This window comes from Methylobacterium sp. J-090 (genome assembly GCF_022829345.1).
Lineage (GTDB): Bacteria > Pseudomonadota > Alphaproteobacteria > Rhizobiales > Beijerinckiaceae > Methylobacterium.
In genome coordinates, this window is the sequence record NZ_JAKSXV010000037.1 from 22249 (window position 1) to 44374 (window position 22126).

Annotated in this window: 15 protein-coding genes and 1 pseudogene; 7 read left to right on the forward strand and 9 right to left on the reverse strand. The window is 71.2% G+C overall.

Annotated features, from left to right (window positions below):
• The first annotated feature begins 7 nt into the window (after positions 1–7).
• The 5 genes from MKK49_RS06450 (at position 8) to MKK49_RS06470 (ending at position 8464) form a co-directional block, all read left to right on the forward strand.
• On the forward strand, positions 8–1795 hold the full coding sequence (locus MKK49_RS06450; protein WP_244027223.1) for a NirA family protein: 1788 nt from the start codon (positions 8–10) through the stop codon (positions 1793–1795).
• The gene (locus MKK49_RS06455) at positions 1792–3393 is read left to right on the forward strand and encodes a sulfite reductase subunit alpha (RefSeq protein ID WP_244027224.1); all 1602 of its coding nucleotides are present in this window, start codon (positions 1792–1794) and stop codon (positions 3391–3393) included. Before MKK49_RS06450 ends, MKK49_RS06455 begins: the two co-directional genes overlap by 4 nt.
• A gap of 183 nt (positions 3394–3576) precedes the next feature.
• Complete coding sequence (locus MKK49_RS06460; protein WP_244027225.1) at positions 3577–6252, forward strand: nitrate reductase; 2676 nt, start codon at positions 3577–3579, stop codon at positions 6250–6252.
• Positions 6253–6291: 39 nt separating this feature from the next.
• Positions 6292–7803, forward strand: coding sequence for a siroheme synthase CysG (cysG, locus tag MKK49_RS06465; protein ID WP_244027226.1), 1512 nt, complete (start codon positions 6292–6294; stop codon positions 7801–7803).
• An 82-nt stretch (positions 7804–7885) separates the two neighbouring features.
• On the forward strand, positions 7886–8464 hold the full coding sequence (locus MKK49_RS06470) for an SCO family protein (protein ID WP_244027227.1): 579 nt from the start codon (positions 7886–7888) through the stop codon (positions 8462–8464).
• Positions 8465–8467: 3 nt separating this feature from the next.
• Here the strand turns inward: MKK49_RS06470 and MKK49_RS06475 are convergent, their stop codons facing one another.
• Entirely contained in the window at positions 8468–10321 is a 1854-nt protein-coding gene (locus MKK49_RS06475; protein WP_244027228.1) for a glycosyltransferase family 2 protein, read from the reverse strand.
• Positions 10322–10365: 44 nt separating this feature from the next.
• Here MKK49_RS06475 and MKK49_RS06480 point away from each other — a divergent pair, with 44 nt between their 5' ends.
• Entirely contained in the window at positions 10366–11295 is a 930-nt protein-coding gene (locus tag MKK49_RS06480) for a transporter substrate-binding domain-containing protein (protein ID WP_409565024.1), read from the forward strand.
• Here MKK49_RS06480 and MKK49_RS06485 read toward each other — a convergent pair.
• Complete coding sequence (locus MKK49_RS06485; protein ID WP_244027229.1) at positions 11282–12439, reverse strand: MFS transporter; 1158 nt, start codon at positions 12437–12439, stop codon at positions 11282–11284. The two genes, MKK49_RS06480 and MKK49_RS06485, sit on opposite strands and share 14 nt — an antisense overlap.
• A gap of 195 nt (positions 12440–12634) precedes the next feature.
• Between MKK49_RS06485 and MKK49_RS06490 the strand changes: the two genes are divergently transcribed.
• Positions 12635–14305 (forward strand): lysine--tRNA ligase, encoded by a 1671-nt coding sequence (locus MKK49_RS06490; protein WP_409565025.1) that lies wholly within the window; start codon positions 12635–12637, stop codon positions 14303–14305.
• Between the two features lie 291 nt (positions 14306–14596).
• Here MKK49_RS06490 and MKK49_RS06495 read toward each other — a convergent pair whose 3' ends face one another.
• The 7 genes and pseudogenes from MKK49_RS06495 to MKK49_RS06525 all read right to left on the reverse strand — a co-directional run.
• A complete protein-coding gene (locus MKK49_RS06495) occupies positions 14597–15481 on the reverse strand; it encodes an SDR family NAD(P)-dependent oxidoreductase (protein ID WP_244027231.1) in 885 nt (294 codons plus the stop codon).
• A gap of 4 nt (positions 15482–15485) precedes the next feature.
• Positions 15486–15665, reverse strand: coding sequence for a DUF1328 domain-containing protein (locus MKK49_RS06500; RefSeq protein ID WP_091974905.1), 180 nt, complete (start codon positions 15663–15665; stop codon positions 15486–15488).
• A 102-nt stretch (positions 15666–15767) separates the two neighbouring features.
• Positions 15768–17090 (reverse strand): chloride channel protein, encoded by a 1323-nt coding sequence (locus tag MKK49_RS06505; RefSeq protein WP_244027232.1) that lies wholly within the window; start codon positions 17088–17090, stop codon positions 15768–15770.
• Positions 17091–17160: 70 nt separating this feature from the next.
• On the reverse strand, positions 17161–18558 hold the full coding sequence (locus MKK49_RS06510) for a deoxyribodipyrimidine photo-lyase (protein ID WP_244027233.1): 1398 nt from the start codon (positions 18556–18558) through the stop codon (positions 17161–17163).
• Positions 18559–18977: 419 nt separating this feature from the next.
• Positions 18978–20087, reverse strand: coding sequence for a TRAP transporter substrate-binding protein (locus MKK49_RS06515; RefSeq protein WP_244027234.1), 1110 nt, complete (start codon positions 20085–20087; stop codon positions 18978–18980).
• A gap of 127 nt (positions 20088–20214) precedes the next feature.
• Positions 20215–21297, reverse strand: a complete 1083-nt coding sequence (locus tag MKK49_RS06520) for a branched-chain amino acid ABC transporter substrate-binding protein (RefSeq protein ID WP_244027237.1) — start codon at positions 21295–21297, stop codon at positions 20215–20217.
• Between the two features lie 223 nt (positions 21298–21520).
• A pseudogene (locus tag MKK49_RS06525) lies at positions 21521–22126 on the reverse strand (sugar transporter); the annotation flags it as partial.

Here is a 22126-nt window from a genome sequence, read left to right on the forward strand (position 1 = left end):
GGCTTTCATGGCTGACGATTTCAACGCCGAGCAGAAGCGCTACCTCGAAGGTTTCGCCTCCGGCATCTCCGCGGCCCGCCTGACGGGCGGCCTCGCCCTCGGTCAGGGTGCCGCCCCCCCGGCCGAACCGACGGGGCCCGACGCCATCCACATCAAGGCCCAGGACGCCACCATCAAGGCCGGTGGCAAGCTCTGCGACCAGGAGAAGTGGAAGCGGGCCGAGAGCGCCTTCGACGGCCACAACCGCCTCATCGCGGAGGCCGCCACCGGCAAGGCGCCGAAACCCGAGGACAATTTCCGCTGGCGCTACCACGGCCTGTTCTGGGTGGCCCCGGCGCAGAACTCCTACATGTGCCGCCTGCGCATCCCCAACGGCATCCTGCACCACTGGCAGTTCGCCGGGATCGCGGATCTGGCCGACGCCCATGGCGGCGGCTACAGCCACGTGACGACGCGCGCCAACCTCCAGGTCCGCGAGATCACACCCGAGCACGGCCAGCCCTTCCTCGACGGGCTGATCGATCTCGGTCTCACGGCGCGGGGCGCGGGCGCGGACAACATCCGCAACGTCACGGGCTCGCCCGTGGCCGGCATCGACGCGCAGGAACTGCTCGACACCCGGCCGCTCGCCAAATCCTGGCACAACCACATCCTCAACGACCGCTCGCTGTTCGGCCTGCCGCGCAAGTTCAACGTCGCCTTCGACGGCGGTGGCGTCATGCCGGTGCTGGAGGAAACCAACGATATCGGCTTCCAGGCGATCCGGGTCCTCGACGGCGCCGCCGTGGAGCCCGGCGTGTGGATGCGCCTCGTGCTCGGCGGCATCTCCGGCCACCGCGACCTCGCCCGCGACACCGGAATCGTCCTCAAGCCCGAGGATTGCAACCGGGTGGCGGACGCCATCCTGCGGGTGTTCATCAAGAACGGCGACCGGACCAATCGCAACAAGAGCCGGATGAAGTACGTCCTCGACGCCTGGGGCTTCGACAAGTACCTCGCCGCCGTCGAGGACGAACTCGGCCGCAAACTCGACCGGGTCGATCCCGCCCACGTCGCCCCGCGCGGCCCCATGGACCGCTTCGCCCATGTGGGCGTCCACCCCCAGGTGCAGCCCGGCCTCAACTGGATCGGCGTGATCCTGCCTGTCGGCAAGCTCACCACCGCCCAGATGCGGGATCTGGCGAAAATCGCCTCGGAATGCGGCGACGGGGCCATCCGCATGACCGTCTGGCAGAACTTCCTGTTTTCGGGCGTGCCGGACGCCAAGGTCGCCGAGGTCCAGGCGCGGGTCGCCGCCTTGGGTCTCACCACCGAGGCCTCCAGCATCCGCGCCGGCCTCGTCGCCTGCACGGGCAACCAGGGCTGCAAGTTCGCCGCCTCCGACACCAAGGGCCACGCCCTCGTCATCGCCGACTATATCGAGGCCAACCTCAAGGAACTCGACGTGCCGGTGAACGTGCACCTCACCGGCTGCCACCACTCCTGCGCCCAGCACTACATCGGCGATATCGGCCTCATCGGCGCCAAGGTCGTCGTCTCGGAGGAGGGCGATACGGTGGAGGGCTACGACATCGTCGTCGGCGGCGGCTTCGGCGATTCCCCGAAGATCGGCACCGAGATCTGGAAGGCCGTGAAGGCCGAAGATTGCCCGGCCCGGATCGAGGCGCTCCTGCGCAGCTATCTCGGCAGCCGCCAGGGCCCGGACGAGAGCTTCCAGGCCTTCACCGCCCGCACCGGCCCCGAATCCCTGCGCAGCAGCGCCGAAGAGCAACCCGTCCTGAAGGCCGCAGCATGAGCGAGCACGTCACGCCCCCGCTGGTTCTCATCCCCGAGAACGCCCCCTTCAGCCCCGATCAGCGCTCGTGGCTGTCGGGCTACTTCGCCGCCCTCCTGGGCCCCGCGGTCGAAGGCGCCACGGCGCTGGCCCCCGGCGACATGCCCGGCGGCGGCCAAAAACTCGCCGACAACGACGACGCGCCGTGGCACGACCCGTCGATGCCGCTGCCCGACCGGATGGAGATGGCGAAGGACCGGCCCGAGGCGCAGAAGCTCATGGCCGCCATGGCCCAGCAGGATTGCGGCCAGTGCGGCTACAACTGCGCCGACTACGCCAATGCCATCTTCCTCAAGAGCGAGGAGCGCCTGAACCTGTGCCAGCCCGGCGGCAAGGACACGCTCCGGATGCTGAAGAAGCTCGACGAGGAGTTCGGTGCCGGCGGTGGCGTCGCCCCGAAGGCCGCCGGCGAGGCCGCGCCGAAGGCCGAGCCGACCCTCGGCCCCCTCGGATTCTGTCGCGAAAACCCCGTGGAGGCGACGTTCCTGTCTCGGCTCCGCTTGAACGCGCCCGGGGGCGAGAAGGAGACCTGGCACGTCGAGATCGACCTGACCGGCACGCCCATCGACTACGTGGTCGGTGATTCCCTCGGGCTGTTTCCCGCCAACGCCCCGGCGCTCGTCGATGCCGTCATCGCCGAACTCGGCGCCCGCCCCGAGCGCAGGATCGGGGGGAAGACCCTGCGCGACCGCCTGATGACCGACTATGCGCTGGGCGGCGCGCCGGACGGGCTCTACCAGCTCCTCTCGCTGCTCACCTCGGGCGAGGCCCGCAAGAAGGCGCAGGCGCTCGCCGCCGGCGAGGACCCGGACGGGGATGCCGCCCATCTCGACGTGCTCGGCGCGCTCCACAAGTTCCCCGGCGCGCGGCCCGACGCCGAGGTGTTCCTCGAAGCCCTCGACGAGCTGCAGCCCCGGCTCTACTCGATCTCGTCCTCGCCGAAGGCCGATCCGGGCCGGGTCTCGCTCACGGTGGACGCGGTGCGCTACAACCACCGCTCGCGCCTGCGCCTCGGCGTCGCCTCGACCCATCTCGGCGAGCGCATCCCCGAGGGCATGACGGTCAAGGTCTACCTCCAGAAGGCGCACGGGTTCGCCCTGCCCGACGATCTGTCCAAGGACGTCATCATGGTCGGCCCCGGCACCGGCATCGCGCCGTTCCGCGCCTTCCTGCGCGAGCGCGACGCGACAGGGGCGCCGGGCCGCAACTGGCTGTTCTACGGCCACCAGAAGCAGGCTTCCGACTTCTTCTACAGGGACGAGCTCAACGGCCTGAAGGACAGGAAGGTGCTCACCCGCCTGTCGCTCGCCTGGTCCCGCGACGGCACCGAGAAGACCTACGTGCAGGACCGCATGCGCGAGAGCGGCGCGGAACTGTGGAAGTGGTTCGAGGGCGGCGCCCACTTCTACGTCTGCGGCGATGCCAAGCGCATGGCCAAGGACGTGGAGCGGGCGATCATCGATGTCGCCGGCCAGCATGGGGGCAAGAACCCCGACGAGGCCGTGGCCTATCTCGCCCATCTCAAGAAGACCGGCCGGTATCAGGCCGACGTGTATTGAACTGACGCTGCTCTCCTCTCCCTTGCGGGGAGGAGCCGGAAGTGGGGGTGGTTCCGAACGGACCTCGGCGGTGCCTTCTGAGCCACACCCACCCCTAACCCCTCCCCGCAAGGGGGAGGGGAACTGTCGGCCCAACTCTTGCTGCCCGATGCCACAACAAAAGAATCCGCCGAGGCTCACGCCATGAACGCGCACGTCCAGGCACCGATGCCCGCCCCCGTAAAAACCACCTGCCCGTATTGCGGGGTCGGCTGCGGCGTGCTCGCCACGCCGGACGGACAGGGCGGGGTCGGCATCGCCGGGGACACCGCGCACCCGGCCAATTTCGGCCGCCTCTGCTCCAAGGGGTCGGCTTTGAGCGAGACCGTCTCCCTGGACGGCCGCCTGCTGCACCCGCAGGTCGACGGTGCGCGCACGAGCTGGGAATCGGCTTTGGGCACCGTCGCGGGGTCATTGCGAAAGATCGCCGAGCAGCACGGGCCGGATTCCATCGCCTTCTACCTGTCGGGCCAGTTGCTCACGGAGGATTACTACGTCGCCAACAAGCTCGCGAAGGGCTTTTTGGGCACGCCCCACGTCGACACCAACTCGCGCCTGTGCATGTCGAGCGCGGTGGCAGCGCACCGGCGCGCCTTCGGCTCCGACACGGTGCCGGGCTGCTACGAGGACCTCGACGAGGCCGACGTGATCGTGCTCGTCGGCTCCAACACCGCCTGGTGCCACCCGATCCTGTTCCGCCGCATGGTCGACGCGCGCACGAAGCGCGGCACGAAACTCGTGGTGGTCGATCCCCGCCGCACCCAGACGGGGGAGGAGGCCGACCTGTTCCTCGGCCTCAAGCCCGGCTCCGACACCGCCCTGTTCTCGGGCCTGCTCGTCCATCTCGCCGCCACGGGCGCCGTCGACGCGGCTTACGTCACCGACCACACCAGCGGCTTCGACGGCGCCCTGGAGCGCGCCGCCGCCATCGCCCCGAGCGTCGCCGCCACCGCCGCCGCCACGGGGCTCGCCGAGGCCGACGTCGCCGCCTTCTTCGCCCTGTTCGCCGGCACCAGCCGTGTGGTCACCGCCTTCTCGCAGGGGGCCAACCAGTCGGCCCAGGGCACCGACAAGGGCAACGCCATCATCAACTGCCACCTCGCCACCGGCCGCATCGGCCTGCCCGGCGCGGGGCCGTTCTCCCTCACCGGCCAGCCCAACGCCATGGGCGGGCGCGAGGTCGGGGGGCTCGCCAACATGCTGGCCGCCCACATGCACTTCGCCCCCGAGGAGGTGGACCGCGTCCGCCGGTTCTGGAAGGCGCCCAACATCATCACCGGCGAGGGCATGAAGGCGGTCGCCCTGTTCGAGGCGGTGGCGCGCGGCAAGATCAAGGCCCTGTGGGTGATGGGGACCAATCCCGTCGTCTCCATGCCCCGGGCCGATGCCATCCGCGAGAGCCTGAAGGGCCTCGACCTCTACGTGGTCTCCGAGGCCGTCGCCGACAGCGACACGGCGCGGGCGACGGGCAAGAGGACCGTGCTGCTCCCGGCCCTCGCCTGGGGCGAGAAGGACGGTACGGTGACGAATTCCGAGCGCCGGGTCTCGCGCCAGCGCGCCTTCCTGAAAGCCCCCGGCGAGGCGCGGGCCGACTGGGCGGTCGTCTGCGACGTCGCCCGCCGCCTCGGCCACGGCGACGCCTTCGCCTATCCCAATGCCGCCGCCATCTTCCGCGAACACGCGGCCCTGTCGGCCTACGAGAACAACGGCACCCGCGACTTCGACATCGGCGCGCTCAGCGACATGCCGGACGCGGCCTACGCCAGCACGCCGCCCCTGCAATGGCCCCTGCCGAAGCGCGGCAAGGGCCGGGCGCGCCTGTTCGCCGACGGCCAGTTCTACACCTTCGACAAGCGCGCGCGCTTCGTCGCCGTGCAGGCCCCGGCGCTCGCGCAGCCCGTCACGGAGGCGCACCCCTTCGTCCTCAACACCGGCCGGGTCCGCGACCACTGGCACACCATGACGCGCACGGGAAAGAGCCAGCGCCTCTCGGCCCACCGCGCCGTGCCCTTCGTCGAGATCCACCCCGACGACGCCGCCCGCCTCGGTGTCGCGGAAGGGGATCTGGCCCGGGTCTCGACTCCGCACGGCACCACGATTCTGGAAGCGATGGTCACCGACGGCGTGCGCCGGGGCGACCTGTTCGCCGCCTTCCACTGGAGCGACGCCACGGCGTCGGATGCCCGCGTCGGCGCCCTCGTGCGCGGCGTGCCGGACCCGGTCTCGGGCCAGCCCGAGCTCAAGGCGACGCCGGCCGCCCTCGCGCCCGCACCCTACCGCAATCGCGGCTTCCTCCTGACCCGCACCGACCACACGCCGCCGGCTGGCTGGTGGTGGGCGCGCGCCACGGTGGAGGGCGGATCGGGCCTGCAATTCGCCACCCAGAAGAGCTCGCGCGCCGTCGCTCTGACCATGCGCGGCCTGTTCCAGGGCCTGGAACTCGCCGAATTCGCCGACCACGCCAGGGGGTACTATCGCTGCGCCGTCTATGACGGGGTGCGCCTCGTCGCCTGCCTCGCCTTCGCCCCGAGCGAGGCCCGTCCGGGCTGGGAGGCCGCCAAGTCGTACTTCGCGGCCGAGGAGCTGGAACCTGCCGCCCGCCGCGCCCTGCTCTCGGGCCGGGCGGAATCGGCGTCGGCCGGCCCCACGGTCTGCGCCTGCCACGGCGTCGGGCTCGACGTGATCACGGGCGTCATCGCCGCAGGCGCCGGCTCCGTCGAGGCCGTGGGTGCCGCCTGCAAGGCCGGCACGAATTGCGGCTCGTGCATCCCCGAGATCCGCAAGCTGCTGCCGCAGGTGCTTGCGCGCAACGCAGCATAGGCTCACCTTGTGGGCAGGAAGAGCCCATTTTCGAGTTCCATGAGCACACCTCGCCAGCCCCGCGAAACCCGCCCCGCCAGCCCCGACACCGCCCGCGGCGGAGCTCCCGCAGGGCCGGATCATCCGGCCGGCCTCGAACCCCTGGCCGTCCTGCCGGTCTTCGTGCCGCTCCAGGGCAAGCGCGCGGTGCTGGCCGGCTCCAACGGCGGCGCACCGTGGAAGGTGAAGCTGCTGGCCGCCGCAGGGGCGGACGTGGACGTCTACGCGCCCGAACCCAGCGAGGAACTCCGCGCCGTGCCGGGCGAGATCGTCGCCGGCTCCGTCACCCTGCACGAGCGCCAGTGGGAGGAGGCCGACCTCCGGGGCGCGGCCTTCGTCATCGGTGCCATGGAGGACGAGGCCGACTGCATCGCCTTCGTCGCCGCCGGGCGCCGGGCCGGCGCCATCGTCAACGCCGTCGATCGCCCGCATCTCTGCGACGTGAAATTCGGCGCCATCGTCAACCGCTCGCCCATGGTGGTGGGCATCTCGACGGAGGGCGCCGCCCCGGTCTTCGGCCAGACCGTGCGTGCCCGCATCGAGGGCATGCTACCGCGCGGTTTCAAGGCCTGGATTGGCGCCGCCCGCGACTGGCGCGAGGAGGTCACCGCGCGCTTCCACGGTTTTTCGGACCGGCGCGCCTTCTGGGAGCGCTTCACCGACCGGGCCTTCGCCGAGCCGGACCGGGTCCCGACCGCGACCGACCTCGCCGAACTGCTCGGCGAGACCGAGGCGGCGCCGAAGGGCGGGGCCGTCACCCTGGTGGGCGCCGGGCCGGGCGACGCCGAGCTCCTCACCCTCAAGGCCCTGCGCGCTTTGCGCAACGCCGACGTGATCCTGTACGACGATCTCGTCGCCCCCGAGATCCTCGACTATGCGCGCCGCGAGGCCCGGACCATGCTGGTGGGCAAGACCGGGCACGGCCCGTCCTGCCGCCAGGACGATATCAACGCCCTGATGGTGCAGCTCGCCAGATCCGGCAAGCAGGTGGTGCGCCTCAAATCCGGCGACCCCCTGGTGTTCGGCCGGGCCGGCGAGGAGATCGACGCCTGCCGGGCTGCCGGCATTCCCGTCTCCATCGTGCCCGGCGTCTCGGCGGCACAGGGCGCGGCGGCCTCCCTCTGCGTGTCGCTCACCAACCGCGACGCCGCGCGGCGCCTGCAATACGTCACCGGCCACGACCGGCGCGGCGCGCTCCCCGAGGACCTGAATTGGGGCGCGCTCGCCGATCCGAGCGTCACCACCGTGGTCTACATGCCGAAGAAGACCCTTCGCGTGCTGCTGGAGCGGGCGATGAGCGAGGGGCTGGCACCCGGCACCCCGGCGCTCCTCGTCTTCAACGCCACCCGGCCGAACCAGCGGGTGGTGGAGGCGAGCGCCGTGGACCTCGCCGACCGGGTCGAGGCCTCAGGCTTCGAGGGGCCGGCGCTGCTCATGGTCGGCGAAGCCCTGCGCCGGACGGGTGCTGGGGCCGCCCTCACGGCGATCGAGCCGGACAAGCTCGCGATCTGATCCCGGGGCGACGGCGTGCGGGGTTGCCCCGCCCCGCCCCGCATGGTCTTGCACGCGCAGGTTCTCAGCCTCGAGGCTTTTCATGCGTCGTGCCCTGCCGCTCATCTTCTTCGCCATCGGCCTCGTCGCCCTTGGCATCGCCGCCGTGACCGTGCTGGTGCCGAAAGCCAACGTGGCCACGATCAGCGCCGTCGGCGGGCCGTTCACCCTGACGGACCAGGACGGGCGGCGCGTCTCCGAGCGCGATTTCGCGGGCCGGACCCATCTGGTGTTCTTCGGCTTCACTCATTGCCCCGACGTGTGCCCGACCACCCTCCAGCAGATCGGCGACGTGCTCCAAGCCCTCGGACCCAAGGCCCGGGACACCAAGGCCCTGTTCATCGCCGTCGACCCCGAGCGCGACACGCCCGCCGCCCTGAAGACCTACCTGGCGAGCTTCGACCCGCGCATCGTCGGCCTGACCGGCACGCAAGAGGAGATCGCCGCCGTCGTGAAGGGCTACCGCGCCTATATCCGCAAGGTCCCGACGAAGGACGGCGACTACACCATGGAGCACACGGCCCTGGTCTACGTGATGGACGGCCAGAACCGCTTCCTCAACGCCCTCAACCTGACACGCCCGCCGGAGGCGGCCGCCGCCGACCTCGCCAAGATGCTGTGATCGTCAAGCGCGGTTCAGCGCCCCGCTGCGGGAGCTGCGCGACAGGCCGTGCTCGGTCTTGTTCCAGCGGTCGGGGGCGAGGACGAGTTCGATGAGGCCGAGCCACGCGCCGAGGCTGACGAGAAGGAAGTAGGCGGGCATCAGGGGCACGTAGGGCAGGAGGTCCCACCAGCCCCGGCGCACGCAGCCCAAAGCCGCCGGCAGCAGCATGGCGAGGAGGCCGGACACGAACACCGTCATCGCCGTACCGTTCGGCAGGTTGATCCAGAAGCCGTCGAGGGGCTCGACCCCGGCGAACAGGAACCGGTAGGCCGCGTGCCCCATCAGGAACGGGTAGGCGAGGGCGCAGACGACGGTGCCGGGCACCAGGGCGACGGCGGCCAGGGTCCCGAGGGCCCCGAGTTCACGCGCGGTCCGTGCCGGCTGACGGCCATGGGTGAAACTCGTCTGGATGAAGCCCTTCATCCAGCGGGCGCGCTGGTGCAGCCACGCGCCGACCCGCGCCGGGGCCTCCTCGAAGGTGTTGCTCGGCAGGTCCCCCACCCGGTAGCCCGCCCGCGCGAGGCGCAGGCCGAGATCGGCATCCTCGGTGACGTTCCAGGCATCCCATCCGTGCACGGCGCGCAGGATGTGGGTGCGGAAATGCGTCGAGGTGCCGCCCAGCGGGATCGGGACGTTCCAGGCGGCGAGCGCCGGAATCAGCACGTCGAACAGGGCGGCATACTCGAGGGCGAAGCATTTCGGCAGCGGGCCGTCGCGCTGGTTGTCGATGACGAGGCGGCCCTGGAGGCAGGCCGTGTTCGGGTCGCTGCGGGCGAACAAGGCGGCGGCGCTGCGCAATTGACTTGGATCGGGCACGTCCTCGGCGTCGTAGACCACGAGGCAGCTGCCGCGGGCGAGCGGCAGGGCGCAGTTGAGGGCGCGCGGCTTCGTGCGCGGCAGGCCGGGCGGCACCACCACGATCTCCGCCCCCGGCGGCAGGGTGGCGGCCTCCAGGGCGGCCAGGGTCCCGGTGTCGTGGGCCTCGATGACGAACTTGATGTCGAGCTTGGCCGCCGGGTAGTCGAGGGCCGACAGGGCGGCGACGAGGCGCGGCACCACGGCGGCCTCCCGGTGCAGGGCGACGAACACCGTGTAGATCGGCAGATCGGCATCGCTCATGGGCTCGGATGCCGCCGCGCCGTCGCCCTCGACGCTGATCGCGGCGACCCGCAGGGTCACCATGGCGAGGAGCACGGCTTGCGCGAGGGTCCACAGGCCGAGGACCAGGGCGGGTGGGAGTTCGACCATGGCGACCACGACAAGTCCGGCGATCAGGCCGCCGATGGCCAGCGTCGGTCCCATGGGCCGGGCTTTCAGGGCCCAGTCGGGCCGGTGGATCTGAAGGGCATCCGCCGCGCAGGCGGCGATGCCGGCGGGGTTGGCGGAGAAGACCGCCTCGCGCAGGAGGCGCGGGGTCGTGAGCGCCGGCATCCGCCCCGTGGGGCTGCGTCCGCGCAGGAGCTCGGCGATGGCGGCTCCGCGCGGCGCCAGCACATAGGCGGCCGGCGCGCCCGGACGGAGGGGCGCCACGCCGGCGATCACGCTCTCGGGGTAGCGCGCACCCGGCCCCAGGGGAATCGGACCGGCGAGGAAGGACGTGCCGAGTTCCGCCGCCAGCGCCCGGTAATAGGCCTCCTCGGTGATCCCGCCCGTGGCAAGCAGGGCGCTCGCCCCGTCGGTGCCCCAGGCCCCCGCCCGGTCGGCGGCTTGCGCCAGGGTGGCCGGAGCGACGCCGTGCCCCAGAAGGAAGGCGAGGTCGGGCGGCAGCGGCAGGGCGCCGGCCCGCAAGGCCCACGGGAAACCGAGGATCGACAACGGGAGCGCCTCCCGGCGGCTCGAGAACGTGCTAGGGAGGCGGCGTGAGCCAGACCACCTCCATGCACAACCAGCGCACCACGAATACAACCCTCGGGTCAAGGCCGCGCCGGATTCTCCCGGCGGCTCTGGGCTTGGCCATGAGCTTGGCGGTAGGCCTGTGGAGCGGCGCCGCGCTGGCGCAGACACCTGCGGCGGCGGGGCAGGGGGTCGCGATCCCCAATTTCTGGAACCCACGCGCGCGACAGGAACGCATGGACACGCCCCAGACGGGCCGCACGGTCCGCTTCCTCACGGACGACGAGTTCCCGCCCCTGCACTTCCCCGGGGCGGACGGCACGCCCACGGGCTTCTCCGTCGAGCTCGCTCGCGCCGTCTGCGAGAAGCTCGGCCTGACCTGCACGGTCCAGGCGCGGCGCTTCGACACTCTCCTCGACGCCCTCGCCGACAAGCAGGGCGACGTGGTCGCCGCCGCGATTCCCCTGACGCCGGCCCTGCGGGCGCGGTTCCTGGCGACGCGGCCGTATTTCCGCTGGCCGGGGCGGTTCGTGGCCCGCACGGACAGGGGCCTGCCCGCGCCATCGGCCGCGGCGCTCGCCGGGCGCAGCGTCGGCGTCGTAGCGGGCAGCGCGCACGCGGCCTACCGCGCGGCGTTCTTCCCCAAGGCGGTGGCGCGGGACTTCACCGATCTCGCCGCCGCCGAGGGCGCCCTGCGGCGCGGCGAGGTCGACTACGTCTTCGCCGACGGCCTCAACCTCGCCCTCTGGGTCGGCGGCATCGAATCGGCCCGGTGCTGCGCGCTCATCGGCGGCGACTATCTCGAGAACCGCTATTTCGGCGAGGGGATCGGCCTCGTCACCCGGCCCGACGACGTGGCCCTGTCCCGCGCCCTCGACGACGCGCTCCAGCGGGTGTGGGACGACGGCAAGTACGCCGAACTCTACCTGCGGTTCTTCCCCGTCAGCCCGTTCTGAAGTCGATCCGGCGCCCGCCGAGGGCGACGCCCACCAGCAGGAGCGCGATCACCAGGAAGGCCGTGGTCAAGCCCGTGGCATGGGCGAGAAAGCCGATGGCCGCCGGCCCCGTGAGCACGCCCGCATAGCCCAGGGTCGTGACGGCGGGGATCGCGAGGCGCTCGGGCATCGCGCCCTGGCGGGCGGCCATCGTGAACAGCACCGGCACGATGTTGGCGCAGCCCGCGCCCACCAGGGCGTAACCGAGGAGGGCGGCGGGCCACCCCGGCACGAGGGTGACGACGCAGAGGCCCGCCGCCGCCGTCAGGCCGCCGAACACGACGATGCGGGCCCGGCCGATCCGGCGCACGAGGGCGTCGCCCGTGAGCCGCCCCACGGTCATGGTGAGGGAGAACGCCGCGTAGCCGAGCCCGGCCTGGGCGAGATCGAACCCGCGCTCCCGCACGAGGAACACCGCGCTCCAATCGAGGGCCGCGCCCTCGGTGAGAAACACCACGAAGCACAGCAGGCCGATCCCGAGGACCGGCCCCCTCGGAACCGCGAAGGCCGGGCCGCCCCCCGGTTCGACGGACAGGAGACCGGGCAGGGCGCCCACGAACGCCGCCAGGATGCCGGCCACGACCGCCAGGGTCGCCAGGGCGGGCGTCAGGCCGAGACCGAGCAGCGCGGCGACACCGGCGGCGCCCCCGATGCAGCCGAGGCTGTACAGGCCGTGGAAGCCCGACATCATCGGCCGTCCCGACCGGCGTTCCACGGCCACGGCCTGGAGGTTCATGAGGCAATCGAGGCCGCCGAGCCCCGCCCCGAGCCCGAGCAGCGCCAGCGCCAGGACCGGGACGGTCCCGGACGTGGACAGGATAGCGAGGGCCGCGCAGACGGTGGCGACGCAAGCGGCGAGGACGGTGCGGGCACCCCAGCGCCCCGCCAGGACGCCGGCCACGGGCATCGCCACGAGGGACCCGATGCCGAGGCAGAGCAGCAGCCCGCCCAGCGCCGCGGCGTCGAGGCCGGCCCGCGCCGCCACGAACGGCACCAGGGGCGCCCAGGCGGCGACACCGAAGCCGACGATGAGGAACAGCAGGCGTGTGGAGCGGATTTCGGCGTTGACGCCGGCTTGGGTGTCGAGGGCGACGATCGTGGTCATGGGGCCTTTTCGGACAGGATCGGACGATGCCGTCGCATGATCCTCGCAGGGCGACGCGGCGAACGTGTGAAGCCGGGTCCGGTCGTTCCATGCGTTGACCCTCCGGAACGCGCTGCCTAGGGTGCCGGCCTTCCCCAAAACCTTGCCAGAACTGACCCTGTGCCCATGTCGTCCGCCTCCCTGTCGCCCGCCCCGATGTCGTCCGCCCCGCTCGTCCTCGACCCCGCCCTCATCGAGGCCGCCGCCTCCGCCACGGCGTGGCCGTTCGAGGAGGCGCGCAAGCTGGTGGCGCGGCTGGAGCGGAGCCCCAAGAGCGAGGTGCTGTTCGAGACCGGCTACGGCCCCTCGGGGCTGCCGCATATCGGGACCTTTGGCGAGGTGGCGCGCACCTCCATGGTCCGCCACGCCTTCCGGGTGCTGACGAAGGACAGCGTACCGACGCGGCTCATCGCGTTCTCGGACGACATGGACGGCCTGCGCAAGGTGCCGGACAACGTGCCGAACAAGGAGATGCTGATCCGCGCGCTGAACCAGCCCCTGACCCGGGTGCCGGACCCGTTCGGCACACATGAGAGCTTCGGCGCGCACAACAACGCGGAGCTGCGCCGCTTCCTCGACGCCTTCGGCTTCGACTACGAGTTCCGCTCGGCCACCGAATGCTACAAGGCCGGCCTGTTCGACACGGCCCTGCTGACGGTGCTGGAGCGCTACGACGCCGTCATGGCGATCATGCTGCCGTCCCTGCGCGCCGAGCGCTCGGCGAGCTACTCGCCGTTCCTGCCGATCCACCCGGTCACCGGCGAAGTGATGCAGGTCGCCATCGACGAGGTGCGGGTCTCGGCCGGCACCCTGGTGTGGCGCGACCCGAAGACGGGGGAGGCCTACGAGACCCCGGTCACGGGCGGCCACGCCAAGCTGCAATGGAAGCCCGACTGGGCCATGCGCTGGGTGGCGCTCGGCATCGATTACGAGATGGCGGGCAAGGACCTCATCGATTCCGTGAAGCTCTCGGGCGAGATCGCCCGCGCGCTCGGGGCCGAGCCACCGGAGGGGTTCAACTACGAGCTCTTCCTCGACAAGGAAGGCCGCAAGATCTCGAAGTCGAAGGGCAACGGCCTGTCCATCGACGACTGGCTCGTCTACGGCACCACCGACAGCCTCGCGCTATTCATGTACAACAAGCCCCGCGAGGCCAAGCGCCTGTTCGTGGAGATGATCCCGCGCCAGGTCGACGATTACTTGGGCTTCCTCGAAAAGTATCCCGGCCAGGCGCCGGCCCAGCAGCTCGGCAACCCGGTCTGGCACCTGCACGCAGGCCAGCCGCCGGCGGCCGAGGCCGTGGGCAAGGGCGGCGCCCTGAACTTCGCCATGCTCCTCAACCTCGCGGCGGTGGCCAACACCGAGGACCCCGCCGTGCTGTGGGGCTTCATCCGCCGCTACGATCCGGCCGTGGGGCCGCAGACCCATCCGGTGCTGGCCCGGCTCGTCGGCCATGCGCTGGCCTATTATCGCGAAGTGGTGCGGCCGCAGAAGACCTACCGGGTGGCGACGGAGGCGGAAGCGGCGGCGCTGGCCGACCTGTCCGAGACCCTGGCGGCGCACGAGGGCTCGACCGATCCGGAGGGGCTTCAGGCCGTCGTCTACGAGGTCGGGCGCCGGCACTTCCCCGACCTCTCGGGCAAGGCCAAGAGCCCGGACGGGCGCCCCGGCGTGTCGCAGGCGTGGTTCACCACGATCTACAACGTGCTGTTCGGCGAGGCGCGCGGCCCCCGCTTCGGCTCGTTCGTCGCCCTCTACGGCGTGGCCGAGACCCGGGCGCTCATCGCAGAGGCTCTTTCGGGCGCTTTCGTCTCCCCGGCGGCCTGAGACGGCAACAAAAACCCACACCCCGGCCGATCGGCGCATCATTGTGCTTGTCGTTGCCGGGGCGGAGAGCTAGAAGCCTGCCTCACCGAAGACGAAAAAAGGCCGCCCCGGTGAGGGAGCGGCCCGAAGTCTAGGGAGGAAACGCCCAAGAAGGGCACACCGCGGCGACGCCATCGCTGCGGTGCATGAGAATGAAATGCCATTTTGCACTGCACCCGACAATGCCCCGAATGGGGGAGGGGGCATGCGTGAAACGCATTGAAACGGTTCCAGGGTCACGCCGGTGCGGGATCACCCTGCCGTCGGTGGCAGGCCGAGCTGGTCGAGGCTCAGGTCCCAGACCCGCTCCTGCAGCGCGCGGTCGGCGGCCCGGCGTGAGGTCGCCACCGGCCGCGAGCGGGTGAAGTAGAGCCCCGTCACCCCGTCCAGTTCCGGCGCGCTGGCCACGTGGATCGAGGTGGCCGCGCCCTCGACCGGCGATGTCATGAACGGCCTGATCAGGCGCCAGCCGAGGCCGAACCAGCCCCCGGTGCCGGCGGCGAATCCACTCGCGATGACCCCGGGATGCAGGGCGTTCACCGTCACGCCTGTGCCGGCCAGCCGGCGGGCGAGGGCTCCCGTGAACAGCACGTTGCCGAGCTTGGCCTGAGAATAGACCGTCATGGCGGAGAAACGGCGGGCGTGGCCGATATCGTCGAGCGCGATGCGCCCGCGGGTGTGCGCCGCAGAGGCGACGTTGACGATGCGCGAGGGCGCGCTCGCCTTCAGCAGGTCGAGGAGTTCGAGGCTCAGGAGCACGTAGGCGAGGTGATCGAGGGCCCAGGTGCGCTCGATCCCGTCCGCGGTTAGCCGATGCGTGTCGAAGATGGCGCCGGCATTGTTCACCAGCACGTCGAGGCGGGGATAGAGCGCCCGGACCTCGCCGGCGAGGCGCCGGACCTCCGCCTGCACGGCGAGATCCCCGACGAAGGGATCGATCCGCGCCCCCGGGACGGCGGCCCGGATGCGTTCGGCGGCGGCCCGCGTCCGCGTGGCGTCGCGCCCGACGAGGCCGACCCGGGCGCCCTTCCGGGCGAGCCCCAGGGCGGTCTCGAAGCCGATGCCGGAGGTGGCGCCGGTGACGAGGCCAATCCTGACCCGTCGCGGCACCCCTTCGGTCATGGCTTCGGACGTCATGGCGTCAGAACACCGCCTGCCCGACGGCGAAGGCCACCACCACGATGACGATCGCCACCACGAGGAACAGGCCGAACAGGATGCGGGCGAGGGAACCGGCGCCCGAGGCGATGCCGGTGAAGCCGAGACCACCCGCGATGAGGGAGATCACGAAACAGATGAGGGCCCATTTCAACAGGGTCATGCGCAGCACTCCAGCACGCGGAATCGAGCGATAACCCCGCGGCCACGCTTCCGTTCCCGCCAAGCTCGCGGATCGTGTCCCGCGCGCCGATTTTCCGGAGGGTCAGGGCGTCGGGCGGCGTTCTGCCCGCGCCAGCAGGATCTCCGCCAGGGCGTGATAAAGCCCTTCCCGGCACACGGATTTCGAGACGGCGTCACTGATGAGGGCAGCGACCATCAGGGGAATCATCAGGGCGTGGTCCTGGGTCATCTCGGTGACGATGACGAAGGCGGTGATGGGCGCCTGGAGGGCGCCGGTGAGATAGGCGACCATGCCGACGAGGACGAGGGCGGCCACGGGCACCCCCGGAAACAGGCCCTGGATTGCGGCCCCGAGCCCGGCGCCGACGCTGAGGGAGGGGGCGAACAGGCCGCCCGGAATGCCGCTGACGGCCGAGAACAGGGTCGCGAGGAACTTCAGGGGCGCGAAGTCGGGGGTCCCTCCACCCGTCCCGTGCAGGAGGGCGCGGGCCTCCTCGTAGCCGGTGCCGTAGACGGCGCCGCCCGAGGCGAGGCCGCACAGGGCGACGCCGAGGCCGCAGGCCACCGCGAAGGCGACGGGCCGGCGCGCGATGATCGCGCCGGGGCGTCCGGGCAGCCCGCGCGCGAACAGGATGACGATGCGGGCGAACAGGCCGCCCGCCAGTCCGCCGAGGGCGCCCAGCACCGGCACGGCGAGCCAGCCGGGGCCGAACGGCAGGGTCGTGCCCGACGTGCCGAAGTAGGTGTAGTTTCCGGTGATCGCCAGGGCGGTCAGGCCCGCCGCCACGATGGCCGCCACGATGAGGCCGCCGGTCCGGGCCTCGTAGGCGCGCCCGAGCTCCTCGATGCCGAAGACGATCCCGGCGATCGGCGTGTTGAAGGCGGCGGCGACACCGGCGGCCCCTCCGGCGAGGATGAGGCCGGGCTGGCGGTGCGGGGTCAGGTGGCCGACGGCGGCCATGATCGCCGCGCCGACCTGGACGGTCGGCCCCTCGCGCCCCGTGGAAGCACCGAACAGGAGACCGAGCGCCATCACCACGATCTTGCCGGCGGCCGTGCGCAGGGAGACCAGGGCCCGGCGCAGGGACACGTTCGCGGTGTGGCGCGCCGCGATCACCTGGGGAATGCCCGACCCTTGCGAATTCGGGAACACCGTGCGGGCGAGGTGGGTGCACAGGCCGAAGCCCAGGGGCGTCACCGCGAGGGCCACCCAGGGCGACAGGGACAGGGCCGCGCGAAACCCCTCCTGCGCCGCATCGGCGAGCTTGGCCATCCCCACCGCGGCGAGGCCGACCCCGATGCCGCCCAGAAGAAACATGAGCCGCCGCCGCCAGAGGGCGAAGGCGTCGGCCGCCCCGCCACGCAGGCGCTGGATGGCGGGGCGGTCGCGGAGGCGGGGCTGCATGATCGGGTTCCGGCGACGGCGCTGACGGCGTCTCACGCAAGGCGCATACCCGGTGCCGGGCCGCGCGTCGTCACCCTTCCTTCGTTTCGGCCGCGCACAGGTTCGCGACGGTCTTCAGGTAGGCCTTGGCGTCGAATTTCCTCAAGGAGTTCTCGCTCTGGTAGCGCACGGTGCCGAACACCTTGCGCCGGGCCCAGGGGCGGTCGTGCAGGCCGTAGACCCAGGCGACGTTGGTGAACGAGTTGGCGTCGCGCCCGTCGAGGAAATAGCGGTTGTTGAGGCGCAGGGTGCGCGCGAAGCCCTCCTCGGGCGAGGGCGACCAGTCGAGGATCTTCTTGCCCCAGTACATGCGCAGGTGGTTGTGCATGTAGCCGGTCTCGCGCATCTCGGCCTGGGCGGCATTCCAATAGGTGTCGTGGGTCTTGCCCTCGGCGAGCTGGCGCTCGGTGTAGGTGTGGGGCCGGGGATCGTCGGCGTGCTCGGCGAGGGTCTTGCGCGCCCATTCGGGCACGGCGTCCGCGTAGGAATCGTAGCCTTTCGTGTAGTGGACGTGGTTCATGGCGAGCTCGCGCCGGACGATGAGTTCCTCGAGATAGGCGGTCTTGTCCTCGTCCCCGCCGGTCCCGGCGGCGCGCACCGCGAGCGCGATCTCCACGGGCGAGATCTGTCCGAAATGCAGGTAGGGGCTCATGTGCGAGGCCGCCCCCGCCTCGGGCCTGTTGCGCTCGGTCCCGTAGGTGGCGAACGGACCGGCGAGGTAGGCCGCGAGACGCCGCCGCGCTTCCGTCTCGCCCCCCGTGAAGCGCCTCACCGGGGGCACGTCCCGGTCGAGGGTCATGCCGGCGAGCACCGCGTCCGGATCGGAGATGTCGATCTCAGGTTCCGGCAGGCCGCGCCCGGCCCTGTGCTTCACCGTGCGCTCGGACAGGCCCACGATGTAGCTGTCGAACAGGCGGTTGAGCTTCGGGCGCAGGGTGCGGGCGGCGTATTCGTGCTTCCCCGAGGCCACCTCGACGGGGACGACGACATCGCCTTCCACCTGGACGATGCGGGTCTCCACCGTTTTCCCGATCTCCCCGTACCAGCGCTTCTGGATGGCGAGGTAGCCCCGGTCGAGGACGAGGAGGGCGGCGTCGCGGGCGAGATCGATGGCGATGTCGGCCGGGGATGCCTTGCGCAGGCAGAAGCCGATCCCGCGCTTGTCGAGGCCGCGCTTCACGTCGGCCAGGCCCTGGAGCAGGAAGGCGTAGTGCCGGGCATTGGCCTCGGGAAAGCCGTTGGCCCCGTCGAGGAGGCCGAAGCAGGCGAGGACCGGCACGCCGAGGCGGTTGGCCTCCGTGACGGCGTATTCCAGGGCCGGGTTGAAATGCGCGCGATTCGCCTGCTGGAGCAGGTAGAGGACGTAGGTCCCCCCTTCGTTCGGCGCCACGTCGTTGAGGACCCTGATTCGTCCCGCCTGTATCGCCATCGGTGGCCGTCGCTTTCCTGTGGTGCTGAAAAAGTAGGGCGTCGCTCCGCGCGCGGGCGGTGATGGATGGCCGCAGATCCGTTCCGGCGGACATCCGGGGATGTCTCCGGGCAGGCGTCCGAAAATCGTTCTCCCGCAAGGCTTTGCGCGCATCTCACCCGGGTCCGCGAACGCATCGGGACCGGCTTCGAGCAGCCGAAAGCGCCTGCGTCATTTTGGATACAGAATCGTCCGAATGTGCGCACCGGCACGAAAAGCGACAGGGGTGCTGCCCCAATGACCTTGCAATTCCGTGTGGGAGGATCAGATTGTGCATTGCGGGAACGCGATGGCGTCGCGCTCCCGCTGCCCTTCTTGGGCGTTTCCTCCCTAGACTTCGGGCCGCTCTTCGGAGCGGCCTTTTTTCTGTTTCGAACCCGTCAGCCCCGGGCGCGGGCGCGGATCATGAAGTTGTCGTAGGTGTACTCGGCGACCTGGAACCAGAGGTATTCCTCGTTCCGGAAGGTCCGCATCGCCTCGTAGATCCGCTTGAAGTCGGGATTCTTGGCCGCGATCTCGTTGTAGACGTCCGTCGCGGCCTTCAGGGCCGCCTCCATCACGTCCTGGGGGAACGGGCGCAACTGCGCCCCGGCGGCGACAAGACGGCGGAGCGCCTTCGGGTTGCGCGCGTCGTAGCGGGCCTGGACCTCAGCGTGGACCTGGGCGGCGGAGGCCCGCAGGATCGCCTGGTAGGTCTTGGGCAGGGCCTTCCACGCCTCGGCGTTGAACCAGACGTGCTGGAGCGCCCCGCCCTCCCAGAAGCCCGGATAGTGATAGATCGGCGCGACCTTCTGGAGGCCGAGCTTCTCGTCGTCATAGGGGCCGATCCATTCGGCGGCGTCCAGGGTCCGGGCCTCGAAGCCCGCGTAGATCTCGGGGCCGGGGGTCGCCTGCGGCACGGCGCCGAGCTTGGCCAGGACCTGACCGCCGAGGCCGGCGATGCGCAGCTTGAGCCCCTGGAGATCGGCGACCGTCTTCACCTCCTTGCGGAACCAGCCGCCCATCTGCGCGCCGGTGTTGCCGGCGGGCAGCGCCACGAGGCCGTTGCGGGAAAAGATCTCGCCGAACAGGTCGGCGGCCCCGCCGTCGAGCCACCACGCGCTCTGGCCCCGGGCGTTGAGGCCGAACGGCACGGCGGCGGCGAGCGCGAAGCTGGGGTCCCTGGCCATGCCCTGGGTCGCCGAGGCGTAGCCCATCTCGACGGTGCGGGCGGCCACCGCGTCGAGGACGCCGCTCCCCGGCACCGGCTCGCCCGGCGCCTGCACGCCGATCTGGAAGCGCCCGTCCGTGGCCTCGGCCACGAGGCGGGCCAGGGTCTCGGCGCCGCCGAACAGGATGTCGAGGGTCTTGGGGTAGGCGCAGGCGAGGCGCCAGCGCAGCTCCGGCGCATTCTGGGCGAGGGCAGGGGCGGCGACGGCCGCCGCACCGCCGAGGCCGGCGGCCAGGAGGGCACGTCGCGGGAGGGCACGTCGCGGGAGAGATTGGGCCATGACGCCTCGCTTCGATGTCGATCCACGCGCCATGGGATCGGCGCGGGCGGCCCGTCCGGCCGTCGGTTCACGAACGAGGACGCGCCCGAAACGATCCCGGGCGGCCCTATTCGGCGTCGCTGCGGCCCTATTTAGCGTAGCTGAAGGTGCCGTCGTTCCAGACGTACAGGACATAGCCCTGGGCCGTGACGTCGCCCTTGGCGTCGAAGCCGACGGAGCCGAGCACGAGGTCGAAGCGCTCGGCGTGCAGCGTCGCGGCGAGGCGCTTGGAATCCTGGCTGTGGGCGAAGTTGCCCGCCGCCACCAGGGCCTGGAGGGCGGCGTAGCCGTAGACCGTGGAGCCCTCGGGCTCGACGCCCTCGGCCTTGAAGGCCGCGACCACGGCCGCCGCCTCGGGCTTGCGGCGCGGATCGAGGTAGAAGGTCATCAGCACGCCGTTGCTCGCCGGCCCCGCGATGGTGGCGAATTCCTGGGTGGCGATGGCCGAGGTGCCGAACCATTGCGGCTTGAAGCCCCGCTCGGCGGAGATCCGCACGAGGCGCCCCATCTCGCGGGCGTCGCCACCGTAATACGCCACCGCGATGCCGGCCTCCTTGAGTCGGTCGGCGAGCGCCGCGTCGTCGGCGTCGCCCGCCGCGAAGGCGGTGGCCACCGCCTCGTTGATGCCGATGCGGTTGAGGTTCTCCTTCGTCGCGGCGGCGAGGTTGCGCGAGCCCGGCGTCAGGTCGTTGAGGATGGCGATCCGCTTCTCGCGGAAGCGCTCGGCCAGCACCGTCGCCGAGAGCTTGGCCTGGTCGTCGTCGCGTCCGCACACGCGAAAGATCGTCGGCAGGCCGCGATCGGTGAGCTTGGCGGCCACGGACGCCGCCGTGATCATCAGGGTGCCGTTGGCAGCGTAGACTTCCGAGGCCGCCAGCGAGGCGTTGGAGCAGACATGCCCGACCACGAGGCGCACGCCCTGCGCGGCGTAGTGGTTGGCCACCGCCACGGCCTTGTTGGAATCGCAGGCGTCGTCCTGCACGTCGAGGACGATGGACTGGCCGTCGAGCCCCCCCTTGGCGTTGGCGTCGCGGGCCGCCGCCTGGACGCCGCGCAGGACCTGCTCGCCCACGCCGACGTAGGCGCCCGAGCGCGGCACGGCGACGCCGATGACGACGTCCGCGCGCGCGGCACCGAACCCGACCGGCACGAGGCTCAGAAGGCCCGGCAGGAGAAGGCGGGCCGTCGACCGCCCGTTGAGCCCGAGGCGCCGGGTCGCGCGTCTGAACCTCGTCTCGCCCCGTCTCACGCCTCGTTCGACCTCAGGAAGGTTTCAGCGGATCTTTCGAAGACAACGCGGGGCACTTGGTCCCCGGACCGACCGACCCGTGCGGGATGCCGCACGAGAACGCAAGAGCCGATCGCCGGACGGCGATCGGCGGGGGCGCCGTCGCTCAGCGCGCCGTGGCGTAGAGGGAGGCCCCCGCCGAGACGGGCGCGGTGACGGTGGAGAAGACCGACAGCACCTTCTGGACCTCGGTGAAGGGGGCGTTGGAGACGTAGACGAGGTCGCGGTTGCGCATGCGGAAGGCCTGGGTGAGGAACAGGCTGTTGGGGTCGCGCATGTTGATCCGGTAGACCACGGGCACCAGCGGCGTGCCGAGCAGCGGGCTGCCGGGCTTGAGGCGGCGCACCACGGCCGCCGGCTCGAACCGGAAGATGAAGGTGCCGGCGGGGTCGGCCTGGAAGTCGGAGAGGCCGCGCGCCTTGGCCAGCGCCTGGGCAAGCGTGATGCCCTCGGCCTGGAACGGGATCTCGGTGGAATTGCCGAGCGCGCCCACCGCCAGGAAGGTCTGGGGATCGCGCACCAGCGTCAGCACGTCGCTCGGCCGAAGGAAGATGTTTTCGCGCGGGTTGGAGACGATGGTGGTGAGCGGCACCGTGGCGGTGAGGTTGCCGCGCGAGAGCCGGACGAAGGTCTCGTTGACGGGCGCCTTCACGCCGCCGGCGGTGGCGACGACGTCGAGGAGGCGGTCGCCCTTGCCGGACAGGGGCACGCG